The organism is Streptomyces sp. NPDC026538, from assembly GCF_055567535.1.
The window spans coordinates 636,228-659,120 of record NZ_JBVHQG010000002.1; the positions used below are offsets into that span (position 1 = coordinate 636,228).

22 protein-coding genes are annotated in these 22,893 nt (G+C 71.9%); 13 read left to right on the top strand and 9 right to left on the bottom strand.

The genetic code is table 11. The features are described 5' to 3' along the window. The first annotated feature begins 183 nt into the window (after window positions 1-183). Window positions 184-975, top strand: coding sequence for an IclR family transcriptional regulator (locus ACZ4N4_RS09805; protein ID WP_467586381.1), 792 nt, complete (start codon window positions 184-186; stop codon window positions 973-975). A 107-nt stretch (window positions 976-1,082) separates the two neighbouring features. On the opposite strand, the gene ACZ4N4_RS09810 is transcribed toward ACZ4N4_RS09805, so the two are convergent. After that, window positions 1,083-1,397: a DUF5955 family protein gene (locus tag ACZ4N4_RS09810; RefSeq protein ID WP_453569353.1), complete on the bottom strand. Its 315-nt coding sequence runs from the start codon at window positions 1,395-1,397 to the stop codon at window positions 1,083-1,085. A 155-nt stretch (window positions 1,398-1,552) separates the two neighbouring features. Here ACZ4N4_RS09810 and ACZ4N4_RS09815 point away from each other — a divergent pair, with 155 nt between their 5' ends. Further along, the gene (locus tag ACZ4N4_RS09815; RefSeq protein WP_467586384.1) at window positions 1,553-2,152 is read left to right on the top strand and encodes a nucleotidyltransferase family protein; all 600 of its coding nucleotides are present in this window, start codon (window positions 1,553-1,555) and stop codon (window positions 2,150-2,152) included. Window positions 2,153-2,336: 184 nt separating this feature from the next. Continuing rightward, window positions 2,337-3,959: a malate synthase A gene (gene aceB / locus ACZ4N4_RS09820; protein ID WP_467586386.1), complete on the top strand. Its 1,623-nt coding sequence runs from the start codon at window positions 2,337-2,339 to the stop codon at window positions 3,957-3,959. Window positions 3,960-3,970: 11 nt separating this feature from the next. Here the strand turns inward: aceB and ACZ4N4_RS09825 are convergent, their stop codons facing one another. From ACZ4N4_RS09825 to ACZ4N4_RS09840, 4 genes are all read right to left on the bottom strand, one after another. Further along, window positions 3,971-4,246, bottom strand: coding sequence for an Rdx family protein (locus ACZ4N4_RS09825; protein WP_360475128.1), 276 nt, complete (start codon window positions 4,244-4,246; stop codon window positions 3,971-3,973). Next, window positions 4,243-5,148, bottom strand: coding sequence for a HipA family kinase (locus tag ACZ4N4_RS09830; RefSeq protein ID WP_467586390.1), 906 nt, complete (start codon window positions 5,146-5,148; stop codon window positions 4,243-4,245). The genes ACZ4N4_RS09825 and ACZ4N4_RS09830 overlap by 4 nt, the downstream gene beginning before the upstream one ends. 213 nt (window positions 5,149-5,361) lie before the next feature. Further along, the gene (locus ACZ4N4_RS09835) at window positions 5,362-6,504 is read right to left on the bottom strand and encodes a PP2C family protein-serine/threonine phosphatase (RefSeq protein ID WP_467586393.1); all 1,143 of its coding nucleotides are present in this window, start codon (window positions 6,502-6,504) and stop codon (window positions 5,362-5,364) included. A 925-nt stretch (window positions 6,505-7,429) separates the two neighbouring features. Next, complete coding sequence (locus ACZ4N4_RS09840) at window positions 7,430-8,956, bottom strand: IucA/IucC family protein (RefSeq protein ID WP_467586396.1); 1,527 nt, start codon at window positions 8,954-8,956, stop codon at window positions 7,430-7,432. A 93-nt stretch (window positions 8,957-9,049) separates the two neighbouring features. Between ACZ4N4_RS09840 and ACZ4N4_RS09845 the strand changes: the two genes are divergently transcribed. From ACZ4N4_RS09845 to ACZ4N4_RS09855, 3 genes are all read left to right on the top strand, one after another. Then, complete coding sequence (locus ACZ4N4_RS09845) at window positions 9,050-10,582, top strand: IucA/IucC family protein (RefSeq protein WP_467586399.1); 1,533 nt, start codon at window positions 9,050-9,052, stop codon at window positions 10,580-10,582. A 107-nt stretch (window positions 10,583-10,689) separates the two neighbouring features. Further along, entirely contained in the window at window positions 10,690-11,964 is a 1,275-nt protein-coding gene (locus ACZ4N4_RS09850; RefSeq protein ID WP_467586402.1) for a VWA domain-containing protein, read from the top strand. Further along, the gene (locus tag ACZ4N4_RS09855; RefSeq protein ID WP_453569328.1) at window positions 11,964-12,767 is read left to right on the top strand and encodes a hypothetical protein; all 804 of its coding nucleotides are present in this window, start codon (window positions 11,964-11,966) and stop codon (window positions 12,765-12,767) included. Before ACZ4N4_RS09850 ends, ACZ4N4_RS09855 begins: the two co-directional genes overlap by 1 nt. A gap of 52 nt (window positions 12,768-12,819) precedes the next feature. Here the strand turns inward: ACZ4N4_RS09855 and ACZ4N4_RS09860 are convergent, their stop codons facing one another. Continuing rightward, window positions 12,820-13,446, bottom strand: a complete 627-nt coding sequence (locus tag ACZ4N4_RS09860; protein ID WP_467586405.1) for a winged helix-turn-helix transcriptional regulator — start codon at window positions 13,444-13,446, stop codon at window positions 12,820-12,822. An 81-nt stretch (window positions 13,447-13,527) separates the two neighbouring features. Between ACZ4N4_RS09860 and ACZ4N4_RS09865 the strand changes: the two genes are divergently transcribed. The 4 genes from ACZ4N4_RS09865 to ACZ4N4_RS09880 all read left to right on the top strand — a co-directional run bounded on the left by ACZ4N4_RS09865 (window position 13,528) and on the right by ACZ4N4_RS09880 (window position 16,737). Then, entirely contained in the window at window positions 13,528-14,736 is a 1,209-nt protein-coding gene (locus ACZ4N4_RS09865) for a pyridoxal phosphate-dependent aminotransferase (protein ID WP_450766350.1), read from the top strand. Between the two features lie 62 nt (window positions 14,737-14,798). Next, window positions 14,799-15,329 (top strand): hypothetical protein, encoded by a 531-nt coding sequence (locus ACZ4N4_RS09870; protein ID WP_467586409.1) that lies wholly within the window; start codon window positions 14,799-14,801, stop codon window positions 15,327-15,329. A gap of 3 nt (window positions 15,330-15,332) precedes the next feature. Next, the gene (locus tag ACZ4N4_RS09875; RefSeq protein WP_453569322.1) at window positions 15,333-15,941 is read left to right on the top strand and encodes a histidine phosphatase family protein; all 609 of its coding nucleotides are present in this window, start codon (window positions 15,333-15,335) and stop codon (window positions 15,939-15,941) included. Window positions 15,942-16,110: 169 nt separating this feature from the next. Beyond that, window positions 16,111-16,737 carry a hypothetical protein gene (locus ACZ4N4_RS09880; protein ID WP_467586412.1) on the top strand — a complete coding sequence of 209 codons (627 nt, stop codon included), beginning with the start codon at window positions 16,111-16,113 and terminating at the stop codon, window positions 16,735-16,737. Between the two features lie 165 nt (window positions 16,738-16,902). Here ACZ4N4_RS09880 and ACZ4N4_RS09885 read toward each other — a convergent pair whose 3' ends face one another. Continuing rightward, window positions 16,903-17,304 (bottom strand): winged helix-turn-helix transcriptional regulator, encoded by a 402-nt coding sequence (locus tag ACZ4N4_RS09885; RefSeq protein ID WP_453569317.1) that lies wholly within the window; start codon window positions 17,302-17,304, stop codon window positions 16,903-16,905. A gap of 132 nt (window positions 17,305-17,436) precedes the next feature. Between ACZ4N4_RS09885 and ACZ4N4_RS09890 the strand changes: the two genes are divergently transcribed. After that, complete coding sequence (locus ACZ4N4_RS09890) at window positions 17,437-18,882, top strand: MFS transporter (RefSeq protein ID WP_467586415.1); 1,446 nt, start codon at window positions 17,437-17,439, stop codon at window positions 18,880-18,882. 40 nt (window positions 18,883-18,922) lie between these two features. Here ACZ4N4_RS09890 and ACZ4N4_RS09895 read toward each other — a convergent pair whose 3' ends face one another. Continuing rightward, window positions 18,923-19,777, bottom strand: coding sequence for an NAD(P)H-binding protein (locus ACZ4N4_RS09895; RefSeq protein WP_467586418.1), 855 nt, complete (start codon window positions 19,775-19,777; stop codon window positions 18,923-18,925). 102 nt (window positions 19,778-19,879) lie between these two features. Here ACZ4N4_RS09895 and ACZ4N4_RS09900 point away from each other — a divergent pair, with 102 nt between their 5' ends. Further along, a complete protein-coding gene (locus tag ACZ4N4_RS09900; RefSeq protein ID WP_467587677.1) occupies window positions 19,880-20,674 on the top strand; it encodes a helix-turn-helix domain-containing protein in 795 nt (264 codons plus the stop codon). A gap of 44 nt (window positions 20,675-20,718) precedes the next feature. After that, window positions 20,719-21,321: a 3'-5' exonuclease gene (locus tag ACZ4N4_RS09905; RefSeq protein WP_467586421.1), complete on the top strand. Its 603-nt coding sequence runs from the start codon at window positions 20,719-20,721 to the stop codon at window positions 21,319-21,321. A 147-nt stretch (window positions 21,322-21,468) separates the two neighbouring features. Here ACZ4N4_RS09905 and ACZ4N4_RS09910 read toward each other — a convergent pair whose 3' ends face one another. Further along, entirely contained in the window at window positions 21,469-22,857 is a 1,389-nt protein-coding gene (locus tag ACZ4N4_RS09910; RefSeq protein ID WP_467586423.1) for a nucleobase:cation symporter-2 family protein, read from the bottom strand. Window positions 22,858-22,893: the final 36 nt, after the last annotated feature.

Here is a 22,893-nt window from a genome sequence, read left to right on the forward strand (position 1 = left end):
GTGCCGTCAAGGGCACACTGCTTCTCGAGGCCACACAGGCTCACACTCTGGACGTTTCCACAAAGTGGAATTAGAATTCCGCCAAGTAGAACGTAGCTACGCACAAGAAGGGCGTCAACCGGCCGCCGGGTAGGCTTCTGCTCTTCTGCCCGGTCCGAAAGGCAGCCCCGAAAGGAACGCGCCGTGCCGACGTCCAGCGCCAGCACCACCGACTCCGCCAAGTCCAACGGCGGCGGCGTCCAGTCCCTCGAGCGCGCCTTCGACCTGCTGGAGCGGATGGCGGACGCGGGCGGCGAGGTCGGCCTGAGCGAGCTGTCCGCGAGCAGCGGGCTGCCGTTGCCGACGATCCACCGGCTGATGCGCACGCTGGTCGCCTGCGGCTATGTACGCCAGCAGGCCAACCGGCGGTACGCGCTCGGGCCCCGGCTGATCCGGCTCGGCGAGTCGGCGTCCCGGCTGCTGGGCACCTGGGCACGGCCGTACCTCGCGCGGCTGGTCGAGGAGACCGGCGAGACGGCGAACATGGCGCTGCTCGACGGGGACGAGATCGTGTACGTGGCACAGGTGCCGTCGAAGCACTCGATGCGGATGTTCACCGAGGTGGGCCGGCGGGTGCTGCCGCACTCCACGGGGGTGGGGAAGGCGCTGCTGGCGAGTGTGCCGGACGCCGAGGTGCGGGCGCTGCTGGCACGGACCGGCATGCCGGCGGCCACGGAGAAGACGATCACCACTCCGGAGGGGTTCCTGAGCGCCCTGGCGGAAGTACGGCAGCTGGGGTACGCCGTGGACGACAACGAGCAGGAGGTCGGGGTGCGGTGCCTGGCGGTGTCCGTGCCGGATTCGCCCACCGCGGCGGCGATCTCGATCTCCGGACCGGCGGGACGGGTGACGGAGGCGGCGACGGACAAGATCGTGCCGGTGCTGCAGCAGGTGGCTGCCGAGTTGTCCGAGGCGCTGGCGAGTTCGGGAGCCTGAGCGATAGGAGCGGGCGCGCCATTGGCGGGTACGGGTCGCGTTGCGGCTGGTCGCGCCCACGCGGCGGAGCCGCATACCGACGCGGCCCCGCGCCCCTTGCGGGGCGCTCAACGCCCCGGCGTCTCCCCGAACAGATCCACCGCCTGGCGTACGTCCGACAGCCCCCGGGACAGTGCGCTCACCGAACCGATGGCTCCCGCGATCAGTAACAGGGAGCGGCGCAGGCGTGGGATCTCCGGCATGCCGCCCGTCGCCATCGCCGCCAGGGCGGCCAGCTCGTCCTCGGCTATCGCGCGGTCCGTGAACTCGGCCGGATGCGCGGCCAGTTCGCGGCGCAGTCGGGAGACCGCCGTCCGTAGTTCCGCAACTCTCGGATCCTCGTCACTGCCGGTCACTGGTCTCTGTCCCAAGCTCCGCAACACAGCTCTCCCCCCTCGCCCGTCGCCCCTTGACGGTGATCGGGCGGCTGGCGACGCGGGTCAGTAAACGCCTTCCCGTGCTCGACGCGCTACAGCGCGGACCGAAATTCAGCCCTGCGGAACCGGCCGTCGGACCCAACGTCGGGTATGCAGGACGCATGACGGACACGCATGACCGGATCGCCGGGCTGCTGCTCGCCGCCGGCGGTGGCAGACGGCTCGGCGGGCGGCCCAAGGCACTGCTCACGCATCGCGGGCGGCCCCTGGTGGAGTACGCGGTCGGCGTGTTGCGCGCGGGCGGCTGCGGGCCGGTGCACGTGGTGCTGGGGGCCCGTGCGGACGACGTGCGGGAGCGGGCCGAGCTGGGCGGCTGCGTGGTCGTGGAGAACCCGGACTGGGCCGAGGGCATGGGGTCCTCGCTGCGGGTGGGGCTGGCCTCGCTCGCCGGGACGGGGGTGCGGGCCGCCCTGGTGTCACTGGTGGACCAGCCGGGGATCGGAGGCAAGGCGGTGGCCCGGGTACTCGGCGGATACCGGGACGACGACTCGCTGGTGGCGGCCGCCTACGACGGGGTGCGCGGCCATCCCGTGCTGTTCGGCTCCCGGCATTGGCCGGGGATCGCCGCGAGCGCGACCGGGGACCGGGGCGCCCGCGCCTATCTCAAGGCTCACGAGGCGGCCATCGCCCTGGTCGAGTGCGGGGATGTGGCCGAGCCGTTCGACATCGACACCGAAGCGGATCTGGGCCACCTTGAGTGAACGGGGTGGCACTGAGCGCCACCTTGGCTCGACCCGGAGAATCTCGACATCAACAAACCATTGAACTTCCACAATGAGGAAACTAGTATCCACTGTTCAGAAGCGCCCGACCCCTGATCGGGTGTGCTTCGCTCTACCCGGAACGACTGGCACCCGGTGCCACCGCTGAAGGAAGTGACAGCTCATGTCCGCACCAGCGCCGTCTCCGCCGGCCATCGTCGACGCCGAGCCCCTGCCCCGGCAGGAGGAGGTCCTCACCGACGCGGCGCTCGCCTTCGTCGCCGAGCTGCACCGGCGGTTCTCGCCGCGCCGTGCCGAACTCCTCGCCCGCCGGGCCGAGCGCCGCGCCGAGATCGCCCGCACCTCCACGCTCGACTTCCTCCCGGAGACCGCCGCGATCCGCGCGGACGACTCCTGGCGGGTGGCCCCCTCCCCCGAGGCGCTCAACGACCGCCGGGTCGAGATCACCGGCCCCACCGACCGCAAGATGACCGTCAACGCCCTCAACTCGGGCGCCCGGGTCTGGCTCGCGGACTTCGAGGACGCCTCCGCGCCGACCTGGGAGAACGTCGTCCTGGGACAGCTGAACCTGATCGACGCCTACACCCGGAACATCGACTTCACGGACTCCGGCTCGGGCAAGTCGTACGCCCTGCGCCCGGACGAGGAGCTGGCGACGGTCGTGATGCGGCCGCGTGGCTGGCACCTGAACGAGCGGCACATCGAGGTCGACGGCGAGCAGGTGCCGGGCGCCTTCGTCGACTTCGGGCTCTACTTCTTCCACAACGCGCAGCGCCTGCTCGACCTCGGCAAGGGGCCCTACTTCTACCTGCCGAAGACCGAATCGCACCTCGAAGCCCGGCTGTGGAACGACGTGTTCGTCTTCGCCCAGGACCACGTCGGCATCCCGCAGGGCACCGTCCGCGCCACCGTGCTGATCGAGACCATCACGGCCGCGTACGAGATGGAGGAGATCCTCTACGAACTCCGCGACCACGCCTCCGGGTTGAACGCCGGCCGCTGGGACTACCTGTTCTCCATCGTCAAGAACTTCCGTGACGGCGGGCCCAGGTTCGTCCTGCCGGACCGCAACGCCGTCACGATGACCGCCCCGTTCATGCGGGCGTACACCGAACTCCTCGTCCGTACCTGCCACAAGCGCGGTGCGCACGCGATCGGCGGCATGGCGGCCTTCATCCCCTCCCGGCGGGACCCCGAGGTCAACAAGGTGGCCTTCGAGAAGGTCCGCGCCGACAAGGACCGGGAGGCGAGCGACGGCTTCGACGGCTCCTGGGTCGCCCACCCCGACCTGGTCCCGATCGCCATGGAGTCCTTCGACCGGGTTCTCGGCGACAAGCCGAACCAGAAGGACCGGCTGCGCGAGGACGTCCACGTCGAGGCCGCCGACCTGATCGCGGTCGACTCGCTGGACGCCAGGCCGACCTACGGCGGTCTGGTCAACGCCGTCCAGGTGGGCATCCGTTACATCGAGGCCTGGCTGCGCGGTCTCGGCGCGGTGGCCATCTTCAACCTCATGGAGGACGCGGCCACCGCGGAGATCTCCCGCTCCCAGATCTGGCAGTGGATCAACGCGGGCGTCGAGTTCGAGAACGGCGAGAAGGCCACGCCGGAGCTGGCCCGCAAGATCGCCGCCGAGGAACTCGACACCATCCGCAAGGAGATCGGCGAGCAGGCCTTCGCGGCCGGCCACTGGCAGCAGGCCCACGACCTGCTGCTCACCGTCGCCCTCGACGACGACTACGCGGACTTCCTGACGCTGCCCGCGTACCGGCAGCTGCGCGGCTGATCTTCAGAGGCTCACTTGTCCGAGTGGCCCAGGGACTTCCCCGGGGCCACTCGGTCGCGTACGGCCTGCTTCACGGCCGTGGGCTCGGGGAATCCCTGTTCCCTGCGGTCCCAGACCACCTCGTCGTTCACCCGGACGACGAAGATCCCGCCCTTGCCGGGCTTCAGGGCCAGTTCGGTCAGCTCGGCCTCGAAGGTGGTGAGCAGCTCCTGCGCCAGCCAGGCCGCGCGGGGCAGCCAGCGGCATTGGGTGCAGTATTCGATCTCGACGCGCTGGCTGTCACTCATCCGAGGTGCACCGACCAATCCTGTTGAGCCGCGGGCTTGCCGTGCAGGTCGGGAACCTGCTTCAGCCAGGCCGGGCGTCCCTGCTGTGATCTGGCCGCGCGGGCGGCCTCCTCGGCCGCGAGCTGGTCGCGGCCCGGGAAATCGGTGGGAAGCCACTGCGCGGAGGACCGGACCCGGGCCAGCAGATAGCCGACGTAGGCCTCGCGCATCTCCGCGGGCGTTCCGAAGTCGGTGAGCCAGGCGTCGGGGACCTCGGCGAGGGTGTCCCTGAGCAGCTTCTCGGTGACCCTGGGCGCGAGTTCGGCGTCGGCGGCCCGGGTGTCGGGGCCGAACCGGCCGAGGGCGTGGTGGCGGAAGTCGTAGGCCTTCTCGGGTGCCGAGGTGTCCCAGCGGTGGTGGAAGACGAGGGCGGCGCCGTGGTCGATGAGCCACAGGTGCGGGGGCGCGGTGCCGAACGTCGGCCAGACCATGAGGTTGGAGCTGTGCACCGTACGGTCGACGTTGACGGTGAGCGCGTCCAGCCAGACGATCCGGCCGGCCTCCAGCGGGTCCACCGGGAAGACCTCGGCGATCTCCGGGGTGAAGTCCTTCGCCCCGGGCAGGAAGTCCATCCCGAGATTCACCCCGGCGCTGGCAGCGTGCAGCTCGCGCACTTCCTGGTGCGGCTCGTCCTCGGCGATCGCCGGGTCGAAGTGCACGAGCACCAGCTCGGGGAAGCGCAGTCCGAGCGCCCGCGCCAGCTCCCCCACGATCACCTCGGCGACGAGCGCCTTGCGGCCCTGCGCGGAGCCGGTGAACTTGACGACATACGTCCCCAGGTCGTCGGCCTCGACGATCCCGGGTACGGAGCCACCAGAGCGCAGGGGAGCGACATAGCGGTCAGCGGTAACCTCTCTCAGCATCTTCCAAGGCCCCATCGCTCGTCTGCCGTACCTTCCACGGATGGCTCCCCCGTGCCGCGATCCGGGCATGAAGTGAGCATAGTAACCAAGCGTGACAGCCGGGCGGCCCGACCCGTCGCGCCGGCATCGCCCCGGACTCCGCTGCTGTCGACGGCGGTTGCGGACGCCGGCAAGGGGGACCAGGTGCGCGCCGCCGGTCGTCAGGACCGGAACCTACGCGTCGCGCTGCACGACGATCATGGCCATGTCGTCGTGCAGCCGGCCGCCCGTGTACGCCCGGACGTCGGCGGCGAGCCGATCGACCAGCGTGCCGGGCGCCTTGTCCGCCCAGGCCGTGGCGCGCTCGGCGAGCGGATAGAAGTCGCCGTCGGCGTTCCGGGCCTCGCTGACGCCGTCGGTGTACAGGACCAGCCTGTCACCGTGCTCGAAAGGGAAGGTCGCCGGTACGTAACGGGCGCCGGCACCGTCCGTGCCGTGCGGGTCGGCGGGCCACACGCCGAGGCCGAGCGGGGGCGACGGTTCGGGAACCGTCAGCGGCAGCGCCGTCCTGGCGCAACCGCGCAGCAGGAAGGGTGGTGGGTGCCCGCAGCTGATCAGATGCACCACCGGCTCGTCGTCCGGGATGTCCAGGACGGCGGCGGTCACGAAGCGCTCGGCGGCGTCCTCGTTCGGCTCGGAGAACTCCGCGAGCCCCCACTGGACGGCGTCCTCGATGTAGGAGACCAGCTCCGGCAGCGGGATCCGGCGGTGGGCGGCGGCCCGGAAGGCACCCAGCACGATCGCCGTGTCGCTGATGGAGGGGAGCCCCTTGCCCCGGACGTCCCCGATGAGCAGCCGCGTGGAGCCGGGGATCCGGGCGGCCGCGTACAGGTCACCGCCGATGGTCGCGTCCGCCTCGGCGCTGCGGTACTGCGAGGCGAGAGTGACCGGACCGGCCCGCTGCGGCAGAGGCCGCAGTACGACACCCTGTGCCGCGTCGGACACCGAGCGGATCCGGACGAGTTCGCGGTCGCGCCGGTCGCGCAGCCGGGTGAAGAGGACGAAGAAGGTACAGACGGCGAGCAGGGCGGCCAGTTCGACGAGAACGCTCTCGGTGGTCAGTGACCGCCGTTCCATGCCGGCATAGACCAGCGCGAGGACCGCCAGTGCCCCGATCAGCGCGGTGACCCGCGGCCCGGCGCCGACCGCGGTGACCGCGACGGCGACGACGAGGAGATGGGCGAGATGGATGTCCGGCGGCAGGAACCCGTCGGCCACCGGGATCGCGACGATCAGCAGGAGGGGCCCGACCAGCCACCGAGGACGCGTCGAACGGCGCCATGCTCGCAGGGTCTCGACCACAGATGCAGTGATCATCGCAGCGCTCACGTCGTGCTCCGGTGCTCGTCGTTATCCTCCCGGAACACACACTGATATGTCCCCCATTCCCGGCATGCCCTCCGGTGACCGTTCGGCCGCGTTCAGCGCCGCCGTGGCCGGCTGCAGATCCCGGCCTCGGGCCCGTTCCCGGCACCGGACTCACTCGCCGGGAAACCGGTCGCCGAACATCGGCCATCCGCCCGCGGATTCCGGTCGGGCCGCCTCGTCCTCCCAGACGTCCCAGTGCTCGGCGAGCTTGCCGTCCTCCAAAGAGTGTCGGGTAGACCTCGGACAAGGCCGAAAAGACCCTCACGGCCCGGCGGAATATGCTTGCTGTGCTGAATATACTTTTCGGACCAAAACTCTTCGGCTGCCAGGTAATCGCGCTTTCCGAACAGGGTGTCGAAAGCATTCAGTACCAGCTCTTTGTTCTGTGCAGGCGTTGTCATGCGAGTCTCCGGTGATCGAATGTGATTCCCGTGGCCTCGCCTCGGCGACAGGCCTTCGCAGTCAGTTGGACGGCGCCCTGGAGGCGGCGGTCCCGGCTGTCTTCGTCGGTGCGGTCCGGCCGGCGAGCAGCCGGCACCCGGCGTGTTCCGCCGGTAAAGGCCACCCCGGCGTCTTCGGGACGCGGACGGGCACGCCGCGAGCGCCGAAAGTCACCCAGTTCGCCGTCGTGCCTCATATCGCCAGTATGGCTCCCGCGGCGCGGTGCGGGCGCGGTGAAGGTGGACCAGTCGGACCTAGGTTCAGGAAGGCTTGCACGAAGGGGGCCGCACGGTCGTACCGAACGCAATACTGGCGACCAGGGAATGCAACTCTCCCGCGACAGGAACGGGAATTCCCTTCCCTGCAGAGTCCTTTCCCATTGTCCCCGAATGGACCGCACAAAGGAGAATCACCATCATCGGCCGCCACGGCTTCAGGGCAAGGGGTTCGGCAGCGGCAGGTAGCGCGCGTCGGCGCCGTCCGCTCCCGTCCAGCGCAGCAGCAGGTTGGTCTTGCCCGGCAGGGTCGGCGCAGCCAGCAGTTCGGCCACCTCAGGGAGCCGATGCCGTGCCAGCTCCCGGCGGGCCGCGGGCCATGGATCGACCCCGGGGTGGCGCTCGGCGAGCACGGCGGCGACCTCGATCAGATGGTTGACGACCAGGCAGTACACCAGCCGCTCCCACCCGGCGGCCCGCTCCACGTCGCCCAGCAGCTTGACGCCCTCGGCGTCCCGGTACAGCGCCTGCACCGGTGTACCGTCCGGGTCGACGGCGACCAGGGTGTTCTGCAGATGCGCCTCGATGACGACCCCGTGGCCGGCGAAGGCCGTGAGCGCCGGGGGTACGACCGCGCGCAGGTACGCCTGCCACCAGGCACCCGGATCCGCCGCCGTGGCCAGGGGGCTGCCCTCGAAGCCCTCCACCAGGCCGGCGGCGAGCAGCGGGGTCGCTCCGGGCGTCAGCGACCCGCGCAGCCCGTCCCGGACGACGACCGCGAGTTCCTCGAAGGCGAAGCGGGCGGTGCGGTAGCCACGGTCACCGAGCCAGGCCGCGGGCCCGTCCATCGCGGCGAAGGCGGCGGTCGCGGCCGTGTCCGTGCGGCGCAGTTTCCGCAGGTCGTGCGCCCACAGTCGGCGGATGTCATTGGTGATCCGGACGTCCAGGCTGAACTTCAGGAAGAGATCGCGCTCCGGCTCGTAGACCGTGCGGATCGCGGCCGTCGGCCAGACCGCGAAGTCGGTCTCCCGCAGTCGTACCAGACGTCCGTCGGCGAAGGCCGGGGCCAGGTCACGGGCGACCAGGTCGAGCTGCCAGGGGTGGGCCGGCAGCAGCCGGTAGCCCGGCGGTGCGGCGGCCAGTACGTCCAGCGCCGACGTGTCGCCCTCCTCGGCCACCTGGTCCTCGCGCACCCCGAGCAGTACCAGCGGGAACCGGGCGTGCGCCTCGGGCGCGTACGGCAACCAGGCGGTTACCGGGCCGCCGCCGCGCGCCTTCGGGGCAGGGTGGTAGGGATGGCCGGTGATGAGGGACTGCTCCGAGCGCAGATACGGGTCGTCGGGCGCCGTCGCCCGGGCGCGTGCCGTGAGCAGTGCGGCGACCGCGTCCCGGCTGTCGATCATCTCGGCCGGCAGATCGCCGTTGGACAGCCCGGTGTGCGCGCGCAGCTCCTCGGCGACGAGTTTCACCAGCTCGGTGTGGCCGATGCGGTGCCAGCGGCCGGCCGCGTACACCTCGGGCGCGGCCGGCCTGCGCGCACCGCGTACCCGCAGCAGCCGTCCGCCGCCGGGCAGCCGGTAGACCCGCGGTTTCCCTTCCCCGGTGCCCGGCAGCGGCTCGTCCCCGGTACCCGGGAGCGGCTCGGCCAGCTCCCGCAGCAGACAGTTGAGCAGGGGCGCGGCAGCGTACGCGTCGGCGCGCTCGCCGATGCCGTCGCTGGGGGGCATGAGATCCACGCGTTCCATTCGTTCTCTACGTCCACACGGTCCGATCACGATCAGTATGTCTGCCGTCATCAGCCATCATGACCGTCGGACCCGTCCCCGAGGAGCCCGCCCGTGCACCGTCCCTCCCCCATCGAGACACAGCTCGCCACGGAGCTGGCCGAGGCGCGGCCGGACCTGGTGTCCGGGTACACGGCCGAGCTGCCCGGTGCGCGGGCGGCGGTGCTGACCCGGCTGTGGCGGGCGCTGGCACACGAGCCGCTGCCGTGGGTGGCGCGCCGGGTGCGCGGGGCGCACAGCCTGGCCCTGTGGCTGGCCGACGGACGCGCCCTGCACGGCCCGCGCGCGGATCCGTACGCCACCGACGCGTATGTGACCGCCGTACGACTGGACGGGGTGTCGTACGACGATCCGGCACGGTTGATGACGGATCTGGGGTGGCCGCACTCGGCGGGGTTCGCGGCCGAACTGGCGCACAGCGCGGCGTCGTTGGCGCTCTCGCGGGCGGACCGCGGGTTTCCTCCGAAGGAGTGGCCGGTGGGGGTCCCCCCGGCCGAAGGCTGGGGCAGGGACTGGGAGTGGGAGCAGCGGGTGGTCGACGGGCATCCCTTCCACCCCAACTGCCGGTCCCGGCCCGGCTTCTCGGCGGCGGAGCAGCTCGCGTACGGGCCGGAGCACCAGCCGGTGGTGCGGCTGGAGACGGTTCCGGTGGCGGCCGGGGACTGTCTGCTGACCGGCGACTGGCCGGGGGAACTCCGGGACGCCGGACGGCTCTTGATCCCGGTGCATCCATGGCAGACCGCCCATGTCCTCAAGGGCGGCCCCGGCGAGCCCTGGCGGACCGCGCACCCCCTGATGTCCCTGCGCACCCTCGCCCTGCCCGGCGGACCGCATGTGAAGACCGCGCTGAGCGCCCGGCTGACCTCGTCCGTCCGGGACATCTCGACGTACTCCATCGACGCGGCGATGACCCTGTCGTCGTTCGCGACGGACCTGGCGTCCCGCACGGACGGGCTCCTGCACTTCACCCGCACCCTGGGTGCGGCCACCGCTCACTCCCCCGACCTGGCGGCCGTGTTGCGCGAGTCGCCCGAGGCGTTCGCGGCGCCGGGCGAGCGGGTCCTGCCGGTGGCCGCCCTGGCCACCACCGCCCTCCCGGAATCGCCCTCCTGGCTGGCCGAGTTCACCCGGCTCGCCCTGACCGTGGGGCTGCGGCTGCTGGACCTGGGCGTGGCCCTGGAGGCACACGGCCAGAACCTCCTGGTGGTGCTGTCCGGGTCCGGCGCGCCGCTGCGGCTGGTCTATCGCGACCTGGCCGACATCCGCCTCAGTCCGGCCCGTCTGACCCGGCACGGCATCACCCCGCCCGGGCTGACGGGACGCCTGGTCACGGACGACGAAACGACCCTGCGCCGCAAGCTGTTCGGCTCCCTGGTCGCGGGCGCCCTGGCCGGCACGGCGGGTTCCGGACCGGCCCTGGCGACGGCGCTGGAGACGGCCGTACGGGACCTTCCCGCCACCCCCGACCTGACGGCCCTCCTCGAAGGACCGGTGCCGGCGAAGGCGTTGACGCTGATGCGGCTGTCGCCGGAGGCACCCGGCGACCACTGGGCGGCACTGCCGAATCCACTGGCCGACGGGCGGTGAGCGCTCACCTTCCGGCCCGCCACCCTCCGTTGGCCCGCCGGCCGCTCTCTTTTTGGCATCCGGACCTCGTTTTGGAGCCCGGCCCCTCTGATCAATAGGATCCGCCGATGATCAGAACACAACGGACGGCGGCAGGAGTCTGCGCTCTGCTCGCCGCCCTGGCGGCCGGGATCGCGTTCCCCGGCGGAGCGGTCGCCGACGAGACGGACGAGACGGGTCAGGCCGCTCCCAAGGTGGAGCTCGTGCTGGACGTCAGCGGTTCCATGCGGACGGCTGACATCGACGGCGGCACGCGGATGGCCGCGGCCAAGCAGGCCTTCAACGAGGTGCTCGACGCGACGCCCGAGGGGGTCCAGCTCGGCATCCGCACACTCGGCGCCAACTACGCCGGAAACGACAAGAAGACCGGCTGCAAGGACACCGCGCAGCTCTACCCGGTCAGCACCCTGGACCGCACCGAGGCGAAGACCGCCGTCGCCACGCTCACGCCGACCGGGTGGACCCCGATCGGCCCCGCGCTGCTCAAGGCGGCCGACGATCTCGAAGGCGGTGCCGGGACCCGCCGTATCGTCCTGATCAGCGACGGCGAGGACACCTGCCAGCCGCTGGACCCGTGCGAGGTGGCCCGCGAGATCGCCGCCAAGGGCGTCGGGCTGACCATCGACACGCTCGGCCTGGTGCCGGACGCCAAGACCCGGGACCAGCTGAGCTGCATCGCGGACGCGACCGGCGGCACCTACACCTCCGTCCAGCACAAGGAGGAACTGACCGACCGGGTCGGGCAGTTGGTGGACCGGGCCGCCGATCCGGTGGTGACGCCGGTGGCCACGGACGGCAGCGGCCAGTGCTCCTCGGCGCCCGCGCTGAAGTCCGGGCTGTACACCGACCGCGAGGAGTTCGGGCAGCAGCGCTGGTACAAGGTCGACGTCAAGCCCGGCCAGGAGCTGCGGGCTTCGGTCAGCGTGGCCGCCGACCGGGCCGTCAACCCGGACTACGGGGTGCTGTTGCGCGCGGTGACCGCGCAGGGACGCGAGATCGTGCGCGGCGAGGGGTCGGGCACGGGTCGTACGGATGTCATCTCGACCGGTCTGCGGTACCCGAAGGCCGAGAGCGACGACGACGAGGACACCACGCCGGAGACCGTCTGTCTCCAGGTGACCAACTCCTTCTCGGCCGCGTCCGGCGTGAAGACCAGCCCCGGTCTGCCCGTCGAGCTGACGGTCGACGTGGTGGACGGACCGTCGAAGGCGTCCGACGTCGCCTCCTTCGGTCTCGGCCGCGGCTGGTGGCTGCTCGGGGCGCTGGTGCTGACCGGCTTCCTCGCGGGTCTGCTGTGGGGCTGGGTGTCGCGCTGGCGGGTAGCGGTCTGGAGGACCAACTGATGTCGATCACACGTGTGTTGAGCGCCGCCCTGCTGGCGGTGGGCCTGGCCGCGGGCCCGGCCGCCGCCGACGACGCCTCGCCCTCCCCGAGCGCCTCGGAGGACAGCGGCGCGCCCACCCAGGCGGGCACGTCCTTCCGTACGGCCACCGAACTCGACCAGGGACAGCAGGCCACCGCGGGCGCGTCGACCGGCGACTACCTGTACTGGTCCTTCCCCGCCGACGCCGGCCAGCGCCCCGACGTCCAGGCGACGGTGAAGCTGCCCGACTCGCACGCGGCGCAGACCTGGCAGCTCGACGTGTACGACGGGCTGCGGCGCCGCCAGGCCTGCCAGTACGGCGCGGCGACCCGCACGGCCGCGCAGGGCACCACCTCGGTGCGGCTGGCCTGTGTGACGCGCACCGTCCGGGCCTGGTCGGAGCCGTGGGCCAACGACCCGCTGCCCGGCACGTACTACGTCCGGCTGACGGTGGTGGACCTCGGCAACGCGGACCTCGGGCAGCCGGTGAGCGCCGAGGTGCGGGTGGATTCGAAGGACATCGGCGGTTCGGCGGCGGTGGACGGTTCGCTGGCGAAGCCGCTGGTTCCCGGGATCGCGGTCAGCTCCGAGAAGAGCGACGGCGACAGCAAGGCCGCGGTGCTCTCCAGCTTCGGTTCGGACGACGGCTGGTCCTCCGGCTGGTGGACCGACCGCTGGGTGTGGACCGGGATCGGCGGGGTGCTGGCCGCGCTGGCCGGCATCGGCGGATACGCGTTGACCCGGGGGACGGGACGGCCGTACCGGGTGCCGCCGGGCGCCTGACCTGACGTAACCGGTGACCGGGCCCCCGTTCGCGGCGGGCCCGGTCGCCGTTTCAGGCGTCCCGCAGCCCCTTCGCCAGCGCGCCGTCCCCGGTCACCGTGACCCGCCCGGCCCGGACCGCGTCCGCCAGGCTCAACTCCCCCCGGGCCAGGGCCGTACACGTCCCGACGTCGAGCACGAGCCGTGCGTCGGGTTCGCGCGGCGCGGGGCCGTCGCCGTACACCGGGCCGTCCTCCGCACCGGCGTGCAGATGGAAGTCCCCGTCCCCGAGCCGGACTTCGACCAGCCCCTCGCCGTCCAGGGCCCGCAGCAGTGGCAGCGCGAACCAGTGGGCGCGGACCGCGTCGGTGGGCCGGCGCTCGCCCAGCTCGGGCTCCCCCCACCTGCCGAGCGCCTGGATCACCGGCATCAACTCGCGCCCGCGCGAGGTGAGTTCGTAGACGTACGCGGCAGCCGGCGGGGGCAGCCGCCGCCGGGTCGTGACCCCGTCCCGCTCCATGTCCTTCAGCCGCGAGGCGAGGACGTCCGTGCTGACCCCCGGCAGATCCGCGTGCAGGTCGGTGTAGCGGCGGGGACCGGCGAGCAGCTCCCGGACGATCAGCAGGGTCCAGCGGTCGCCCACCACGTCGAGGGCGCGGGCCGCGGAACAGTACTGGTCGTAGCTTCGGCGAGGTGACATGCGGCGCAGTCTAGACAAGATGTTGGACTTTCCAAGCTGCTACTTGGTAAAACCAAGCAACACGAGTTTCCGGAGGGGCGCATGGAGTTCCGGCAGTCCAACAAGCTCAGCGAGGTCTGTTACGAGATCCGCGGGCCGGTGATCGAGCACGCCAACGCGCTGGAGGAGGCGGGCCACAGCGTGCTGCGCCTGAACACCGGCAACCCGGCGGCCTTCGGCTTCGAGGCACCGGAGGAGATCCTCCAGGACATGATCCGGATGCTCCCGCAGGCACACGGCTACACCGACTCACGCGGCATCCTCTCCGCCCGCCGGGCCGTGGCCCAGCGCTACCAGGCACTCGGCCTGGAGGTGGGCGTCGACGACGTCTTCCTCGGCAACGGCGTCTCGGAACTGGTCTCCATGGCCGTACAGGCGCTGATCGAGGACGGCGACGAAGTCCTCGTCCCGGCCCCGGACTTCCCCCTCTGGACCGCCGTGACCACCCTCGCCGGCGGCAAGGCGGTGCATTACCTCTGCGACGAACAGGCGGACTGGTACCCGGACCTGGCCGACATGGAGTCGAAGATCACGGACCGCACCAAGGCCGTGGTCATCATCAACCCCAACAACCCCACGGGTGCCGTCTACCCGAAGGCGATCGTCGAGGGCATCCTCGACCTGGCCCGCCGGCACGGCCTGATGGTCTTCGCGGACGAGATCTACGACCAGATCCTGTACGACGACGCCGTCCACCACTCGGCCGCGGCCCTCGCCCCCGACCTGGTGGTCCTCACCTTCTGCGGCCTGTCCAAGACCTACCGGGTGGCCGGCTTCCGCTCCGGCTGGCTGGTCGTCACGGGCCCCAAGCAGCACGCGAAGGACTATCTGGAGGGCCTCACCATGCTGGCCTCCATGCGGCTGTGCGCCAACGCCCCCGCCCAGTACGCCATCCAGGCCGCGCTCGGCGGCCGCCAGTCCATCCGCGAACTCGTCGTCCCCGGCGGCCGGTTGCACGAGCAGCGCACGGTGGCCTGGGAGAAGCTCAACGAGATCCCCGGCGTGAGCTGCGTGAAGCCCAAGGGCGCCCTGTACGCCTTCCCGCGGATCGATCCCAAGGTGCACCCGATCCACGACGACGAGAAGTTCGTCCTTGACCTGCTTCTCCAGGAGAAGATCCAGGTCGTCCAGGGCACCGGCTTCAACTGGCCCGCCCCGGACCACTTCCGCATCCTCACCCTCCCGCACGCGGACGACCTCGAGACCGCGATCGGCCGGATCGGGCGGTTCCTGAGCGGATACCGGCAGTAGGCCTGAGCGGATACCGGCAATAGGACCGTGCCCGGGCCGGGCAACCCGGGTAACCCCTCCCCATGACCGAGCGCCCGCTGCTCCTCCTCGACGTCGACGGACCCCTCAACCCGTTCCGGGCCCGGATGGTTCGGCATCGCGGGTACGTGACCCACAGACTGCACCCGGCGAACTGGTCCGCCCGCCGGCGGCCCGGCTCCCGCAGGCTCCGCCGAGGCCTGCGGGTGCGGCTGCACCCGGGGCACGGGGCGCGGCTGCTCGCGCTGCCGTACGAGCCGGCCTGGGCCACCACCTGGACGCATGAGGCCAACGAGATGATCGGTCCGGCCGTCGGGCTCCCCGAGCTGCCCGTCATCGAGTGGCCCGAGCCGTTCGCCAACGATCCGGACGGGCTGTACTGGAAGACGCGGACCGTCGTGGCGTGGGCGGCGGGGCGGCCGTTCGTCCGGGTGGACGACAGGGTCACCGACCGGGACGCCCGCCATGTCACCCACCGTCACGACGCCCCAGCGTTACTCCTTCCGGTCGACCCCCGCCACGGCCTGCGGGCGCGTGAGTTCGCCGAACTGGAGCGCTGGGCTCATAGCCTCTGACGTATGGCTGATGTCTTTCTCGTCCGGCACGGTGAGACCGAGTGGTCGCGGTCCGGACGGCATACCGGGTGGACCGACGTGCCCCTCACCGAGCACGGGCGGGAGGAGGCACGGCGGCTGGTGCCGCTGATCCGCTCGCACCGCATCGGCGCCGCCTTCGTCAGCCCGCTCCAGCGGGCCCGGGAGACCGCCGAGCTGATCGGCGTGCCCGACGCCCGGGTCGACGCCGACCTGCGGGAATGGGACTACGGCGGCTACGAGGGCGTGACCACCGTGGAGATCCAGCGGACCCGGCCCGGCTGGTTCCTCTTCACCGACGGGGTCGCGCCCGGGCCGCCGGAGCACCCCGGGGAGACCCCGGAGCAGGTCGGGGAGCGGGCCGACCGGATGCTGTCCAAGGTCGAGGCCGCCCTCGCCAACACGGAGGGGGTCGTGCTGCTGGTCGCCCACGGCCACTTCCTGCGCGTGCTGACCGCCCGCCGTCTCGGCCTGCCCCCGGCCGACGGCGCCCTCTTCCAACTGGCGACCGGCACCCTGTGCCGTCTCGGCACGGAACACGACCGCCCGGTCATCGCGGGGTGGAACATCCGACCGGGCGAGCCGGGCCGGTAACGGCGCTCGGCTCTCGGCGGCCAGCGGCCAGCGGCCAGCGGCCAGCGGCCAGCGGTCAGCGGTCAGCGGTCGATGATCTTCGTCCGGTCGAGTGTCAGTGCGCGGTCGTAGCCTTCGAGGGACGGATCGATACGCGTCCGTACGGATCGACGCCGGAGAGGAGCCTGCCATGACCCGACCGCCCACTGCCGCGCAGCGGCGGGTCATCGATGCCGCCGATCCGGTGAGCGGGCGGCTGCGGGGTACGGAGGCGCAGTTGGCGGCGCTGGTGAAGCGGGGGCTCGCCTTTCGGCATCCGCGGCCGCCGCACGACCACTTTCTGACGCCCGCAGGGCATCGGATACGGGCGCAGGAGGCGGCTCCGCAGCCCCCGGCGGCGGCCCCGGCCGAGCCGGACCGGGTGTTCGCCGCGCGGGTCGGCGGTGAGGAGGCCGCCGCCGACGGGCCCGCCCGGGCACGGGAGGTGCACAGTGCCTGGCAGGGGCTTCTGGAGCTGCGCCGGATGACCAACCCCGACGGCGCCACGGACCGGCCGTGCGGCTGGGAACGTACGCATCTGGTGCGGGCCGCCGCGCTCGCCCTGGAGGCGGCCGGGCACCCGCCCGAGGGACCGGCGACCGCCGGCTACCGGGTGCGGGCGACCCCGCAGCCCGAGGCGGTCGCCGTGTACGCGCCGGCGGGCGAGCCGCTGCGGGCCTGCGCGGCCACCCTGGAGCGGGCGGGGTGGCAGACCGGCGAGTACACGGAGCCGCGGACTCGCACACGCTATCTGCTGGCGTCGCCGCGCCGGGTGTGACGGCCGGGCCAGGACGCCGGCAAAGGATCAGTGCGTCGTGCCCGAGACATCGTGCGTGAGAAGAGGTCTTCAAGGAACTGGCCTCGGCCCCGGACCTGTTCGGCTTCTTGGGGTCCGGCACCCCGCCACCGCCCGGTCCGACACCGGCCACGCGGTCAACGCCGGCTACGCGTCGAGCAGTTCGGGCCGGTGCTCGGCGTCGTGGGCCGCCCGCGCCTGCGCGATGTAGTCGCGGTTGCGCTCGGCCCAGTCGGTCAGCCGCTGCAGCGTCTCGTGCAGTTCCAGGGCCACCGGGGTGAGTCCGTACTCCACCTTCGGCGGCACGGTCGGGTACACGGTGCGGGTCACCAGCCCGTCACGCTCCAGGTTGCGCAGGGTGAGGGTCAGCATCCGGCGGCTGATGCCCTCGATACCGCGCTCCAGCTCGGTGAAGCGAATGGGTCCGTGCGAGGCCGCGACCAGGATCTGGACGCTCCATTTGCCGGCGACCCTGTCAAGAACCTCACGCACCGGGCAGGAGCCCGCGTTCACGACCTGGACGGTTACACCGGTGTTCCTCTGGGACATCGAGCTGCCTCCTTACGTCTCCCCCCATGGTCACTCACCATGAACTCCGTTACAAGTCGTGCACCTTGTGCACGATCGGTTCCTGTTCAGCTGCCTGGTGAGTTTCTACGGCGATTGCGGAGGCCTGAGGCCATGTCGACCACGACCGGAACACCGACGCCGACACCGGCGGCCCCGGTGGCACTCCCCCGAACATACCCCCGTTGGGCGTCCCTCGCCGTTCTGTGCGCGGGGACCCTGATGACCGTCCTCGACGGCAACATCGTCACGGTGGCGATGCCGGCCATCCAGCGCGACCTGGGTTTCAGCGGTCCCGGGCTGGCCTGGGTCGTCAACGCGTACCTGATCCCGTTCGGCGGGCTGCTCCTGCTGGCGGGGCGCCTCGGCGACCTGCTGGGCCGCAAGCGGATGTTCACGACGGGCCTCGCGCTGTTCACGGTCGCCTCCCTGCTGTGCGCGGTGGCGACCGGGCAGGGGGTGCTGATCGCGGCGCGGGCGATGCAGGGCGTGGGCGGGGCGATGACCTCCGCGGTGGTGCTCGGCATGCTGGTCGCCCTCTTCCCGGAGCCGCGTGAACAGGGCCGGGCCATCGCGGTGTTCAGCGCGGTCGGCGCGGCGGGCGGCGCGCTCGGCACCTTCCTCGGCGGGGCGCTCACCCAGGCGCTGAGCTGGCACTGGATCTTCCTGATCAACCTGCCGACAGGGCTGGCCGCCTGGCTCGTGGCCACCCGGATCCTCACCCCGGAGCGGGGCGCCGGCCTGCGCCAGGGCGCCGACTTCCCGGGCGCCGCGCTGGTCACCGGCGCCCTGATGCTCACGGTCTACGTCATCGTCGGCGCCGGCGGCCGCGGCCCGCTGGCCACTCTCCTCCTGACGGTCCTGGCCGTCGCCCTGTTCGCGGCGTTCACCCTCCGGCAGGCACGTACCCGGCGCCCGCTGCTGCGCCTGCGGCTGCTCCGCTCCCGGCTGCTCGCCGGTGCCAACGCCGTACAGATGCTGATGATCGCGACGATGTTCGGCTTCCAGTTCCTCGGCGCGCTGTACCTCCAACGTGTCCTCGGCTACGGCGAGTTGGCGACCGGCACGGCGTTTCTGCCGGCGCCGGTCGCGATCGGGCTGCTGATGCTGGGGCTGTCCGCGCGGACGATCGCCCGCTACGGCGCGTACCGGGTCCTGCTCTGCGGCCTGACGCTGATAGTCGCCGGGACGGCCCTGCTGAACCGGATGCCGGTCGACGCCTCGTACGCCGTCGACGTGCTGCCGCCGCTGCTGCTGCTCGCCGCCGGATTCGCCGCGGCGATGCCGGCGCTGACCGGGCTGGCGATGTCCGGGGCGCGCGCGGAGGACGCGGGTCTGGCGTCCGGGCTGTTCAACACCACGCAGGTGGTGGGCGGTTCGCTGGGGCTCGCGGTACTGAGCACGCTGGCGGCGAGCCGCACCGGCGATCTCCTGGACCGGGGTGCGGAGTTGATCCCCGCCACGGCGGAGGGCTACCGGCTGGCGTTCCGGGCGGCCACCGGGATCGCGCTGGCCGCCCTGGTGCTGGCGGCGGCGGTCCTGCGGCCGCGGAACCGGTGAGCCGGCACCACGGCCGCTGCGGGCCCTGCGCCGGGACGTCTCAACTGGCCCGGAAGAGGCTCTTGTTGTCCTCGACCCAGGTGCGGAAGGTCCGGGCCGGGCGGCCCAGCGCCTCGGCCACGTCCTCGGTGACCGACGCGTTGCCCCCGGCGCGCACGAACGCCAGGCCCGTCAGGACGCCTTCCACCCGGCTCCCCTCCATGCCCCAGGCCGTGCGGAGGAAGTCACGGGTCTCGTCCGGGGACAGGTCCCCGGTCGGGACCGGGCGGCCGAGGACCTCGGCGAGCACGGCGGCCTGACCGGGCACGGTGATCGCCTCGGGACCGGTCAGGACGTACGTCCGTCCGGCGTGCCCGGCGTCGAGCAGGGCCCGCACCGCGACCTCGGCGATGTCGCGCGGATCGATCACGCCCGAGGCGCCGTCCCCGGTCATGTTGGGCACCGGCTGGCCCGCCCCGAGCGCTTCCCTCCAGGTCAGCGTGTTGGAGGCGAACGACGACGGCTGGAGGACCGTCCAGGCGAGCCCACTCTCCCGTACCGCCCGCTCGCCGTCGACATGCCACTGTGCGGAGGGGCCGGAGGCGGGATCGCCGGTGGCGATGGCGGAGAGTTTCACCAGCCGCTCCACGCCCGCCGTCCGTGCCGCGGCGACCAGCGCCGCGTCCTCTCCCCCGTCGGGACCGGGCGGCCGGAGCAGGAACGCGGCCGTCGCCCCGGCCAGCGCCGCGTCCAGGGACGCGGGGTCGCCGAAGTCCCCGCGTACCACCTGCACCCCGGCGGGCACCCGTGCCCTCGCCGGGTCGCGGGTGAGTGCGCGCACCTTCGTGCCGCGGGCGGCCAACTGTCGTACGACGTCGCTGCCGATGGTGCCCGTGGCACCCGTCACCAGAATCATGCGGACCACGATGGGCGGGTCCGGGGGGACGGCTCTTGGAAATTCCGGCACGGCCGGGCCGCCCGGACGGCGGCCCGGCTCGCTTACCGTGGAAGCGTGCCGATGACCATCGCCCAGTCGCTTCCGGCCCTGCCCGAGGGGCTGCGCCCATGGGTGGCCGAGGTGCGGACCATGTCCTTCGCCGAACCGCCGGAGGGGACGTTCGTCCAGTTGCCGGACGCGGTGACCAAGGTGGTGCTGCGGGTGACGGGGGACGGACGGCGTGACGTCCTGGCCGTCGGGCCGCGGGTGCGGGCTACCTACCACGAGGGCAAGTCGCACATCGAGTGTGTGGAGTTGCGCCTCGCTCCGGGAACCGCCCGGCCTCTGCTGGGTGTTCCGGCCGCGGGGCTGGTCGGCCGGGTGGTGCCGCTGGACGCCCTGCCGGCCGGGGTGGCCCGCCGGTTCGCTCGTGAGGTGCGGTGGCTGGACCCGCGGGAGGCGCTGCCGCGCATCACCGAGGTGCTGCCCGGGATGCTGTCGGAGCGGACGGATCCGGCCCGGACGGCGCTGCTGCTGGCGGGCGTCGAGGCCCTGTCGGTGCGGTTGGACCGGGCGCCCGCCCAGGTACGGGACGTGGCCCGGGAACTGGCGGTGAGCGAACGCCAGTTGCGCAACCTGTTCACCGACGGTATCGGTGTCTCCCCGAAGCACTACGCCCGTATCGACCGCGTGCGCACCCTCGCCGCGCGGGCGGGCAGCGCGGCCTGGTCCGAACTGGCGGCTGCCACCGGCTACTTCGACCAGTCGCACATGACGACCGATTTCCGTGCCCTGATGGGTGTCCCGCCCCGCTCGTACCTGACCGGCCGGCTCCCCGCGCTCAGCCCGTGCCAGGCGGTCCGGGCCGTCGGGTGAATTCGGATGCACGACGGCGGCCGTGGCTGCCATGCTGCGGGACCATGTCCGTCCGTCGCGTCAGGCCCGGTTGCTGCATCTCCGTCGACATCGAGGCCGACGGCCCGATCCCGGGGCCGTACTCCATGCTGAGCATCGGCGCGGCCGTCGCCGGCACGCAGGACGCCGACGGGTTCACCCCGGCGGACCCGACGGAACACACCTTCTACCGCGAACTCCGGCCGATCAGCGCGGACTTCGACCCCGAGGCGCTCGCCGTGAGCGGCCTGGACCGGGCGCGGCTGGCGGTGGAGGGTGCCGAACCCGCCGTGGCGCTGGCTGAGTTCAGCGAGTGGGTGCGTGCGGTGAGTGCGGGTGCGCAGCCGGTGATGTGCGGGTATCCGGCGTCGTACGACTGGATGTTCCTGTACTGGTACCTGATCCGCTTCACCGGTTCGAGCCCCTTCGGGCACTCCGGCTGCCTGGACATGAAGACGCTCTACGCGACGAAGGCGGGGCTGCCGCTGCGGGCGGTGGCGAAGCGGACCATGCCCGCGCGGCTGCTCTCGGGCCGCCCGCACACACACCACGCCCTCGACGACGCGATCGAGCAGGCGGACCTGCTCGCCGGCCTCATGGCCTGGCCGGGTCCCCTCGGCGCACAGTGACCTCCTGACGGCAGCCGACGGCATTCCCAGGTTGTCGCACCGGTCCCGACCGCCTTTTCGGATACCGCTTCTGCTTCGGCCCGGCCGTGGCGTGCGCCGAGATGGACGGTCTCGGCACGCTCGGCCGGTTCGTCGGCACGCGGACGGTTACGAGATCGAATGAGGCGATATGAGGGGCGCGGCCCCCGGGGTCTCCGGGGCTTCGAGGGCCGTTCCGTTCGCTTCCGCGTGCCGCCGGCCCAGGTGGTTGAAGACGAGGTTGAGCACTACGGCCGCCACACAGCCCGTAGAGATGCCCGAGTCCAGGACGATCCGGGCGGTCTCCGGGAAGGCGTGGTAGAAGTCCGGCGCGGTGATCGGGACGATGCCCACGGCCAGCGAGACGGCGACGATCAGCACGTTCTCGTCCTTCTCCAGCCCGGCCTTGACCAGGGTCTGGATGCCGCTGGCCGCCACCGACCCGAAGAGGACCACGCCCGCCCCGCCCAGCACCGGCCGGGGTACGACGGCGATCAGCGAGGCAGCCACCGGGCACAGGCCCATCAGCACCAGGAAACCGCCGCCGACCGCGACCACGAACCGGCTGCGGATCCGGGTCATCGCGACCAGGCCGATGTTCTGGGCGAAGGCACTGCACATGAACCCGTTGAAGAGCGGGCTGATCGCCGAGCCGAGAGTGTCGGCGCGCAGCCCGGCCGCGATCGTCCGCTCGTCCGCGGGCCGTTCGACGATCTCGCCCAGCGCCAGCATGTCCGCGGTCGACTCGGTCATCGAGACCACCATCACCACGCACATGGACAGAATCGCGGCGATGTGGAACTGCGGGGCGCCGAAGTGGAAGGGGGTCGGGAAGCCGATGACGTCCGCGTCCGCGACCGGGCCGAAGTCCGTGACGCCGAACGGCAGCGCCACGACCGTGCCGGCGACCAGGCCGACGAGGACGGCGACCTGCTTGACGAAACCCCGGGTGAAGCGGCGCAGGAGCAGGACCAGGAGAAGGGTCGCGGCGGCCAGGGCCAGGTACTTGGCCGCCCCGTAGTCGTGCGCAGCCGGGTCGGGGCCTTGTGCCCAGCCGAAGGCCACCGGAAGCAGTGAGATACCGATGAGGGTGATGACCGTGCCGGTGACGACGGGCGGGAAGAAACGGACCGCCTTGCTGAAGAAGGGGACGGCGAGGAAGCCGAGGAGGCCGGCGACGATCACCGCGCCGAAGATGACCGGCAGGGCGTCGGACTTGTCGTGGGTGGAGGCGGCGATCGCGGTCATCGGGGCGACCCCGGCGAAGGTGACGCCGTTGACGAAGGGCAGCCGGGCGCCGATCTTCCAGACGCCGAGGGTCTGCAGGAAGGTGGCGAGGCCCGCGGTGAAGAGGCAGGCGCCGGTGAGGAAGGTCAGTTCGGTGCCGGACAGGCCGATGGCCGCGCCGACGATCAGGGGCGGGGCGACGACTCCGGCATACATGGCGGCCACGTGCTGAAGGCCCGTGGTGGCCATTTTCAGGGGCGGGAGTTTCTCGTCGACGGGGTGCGAGGACACGGCGGCTCTCCTCCGGTCGGGTACGCGTCGGCTCTG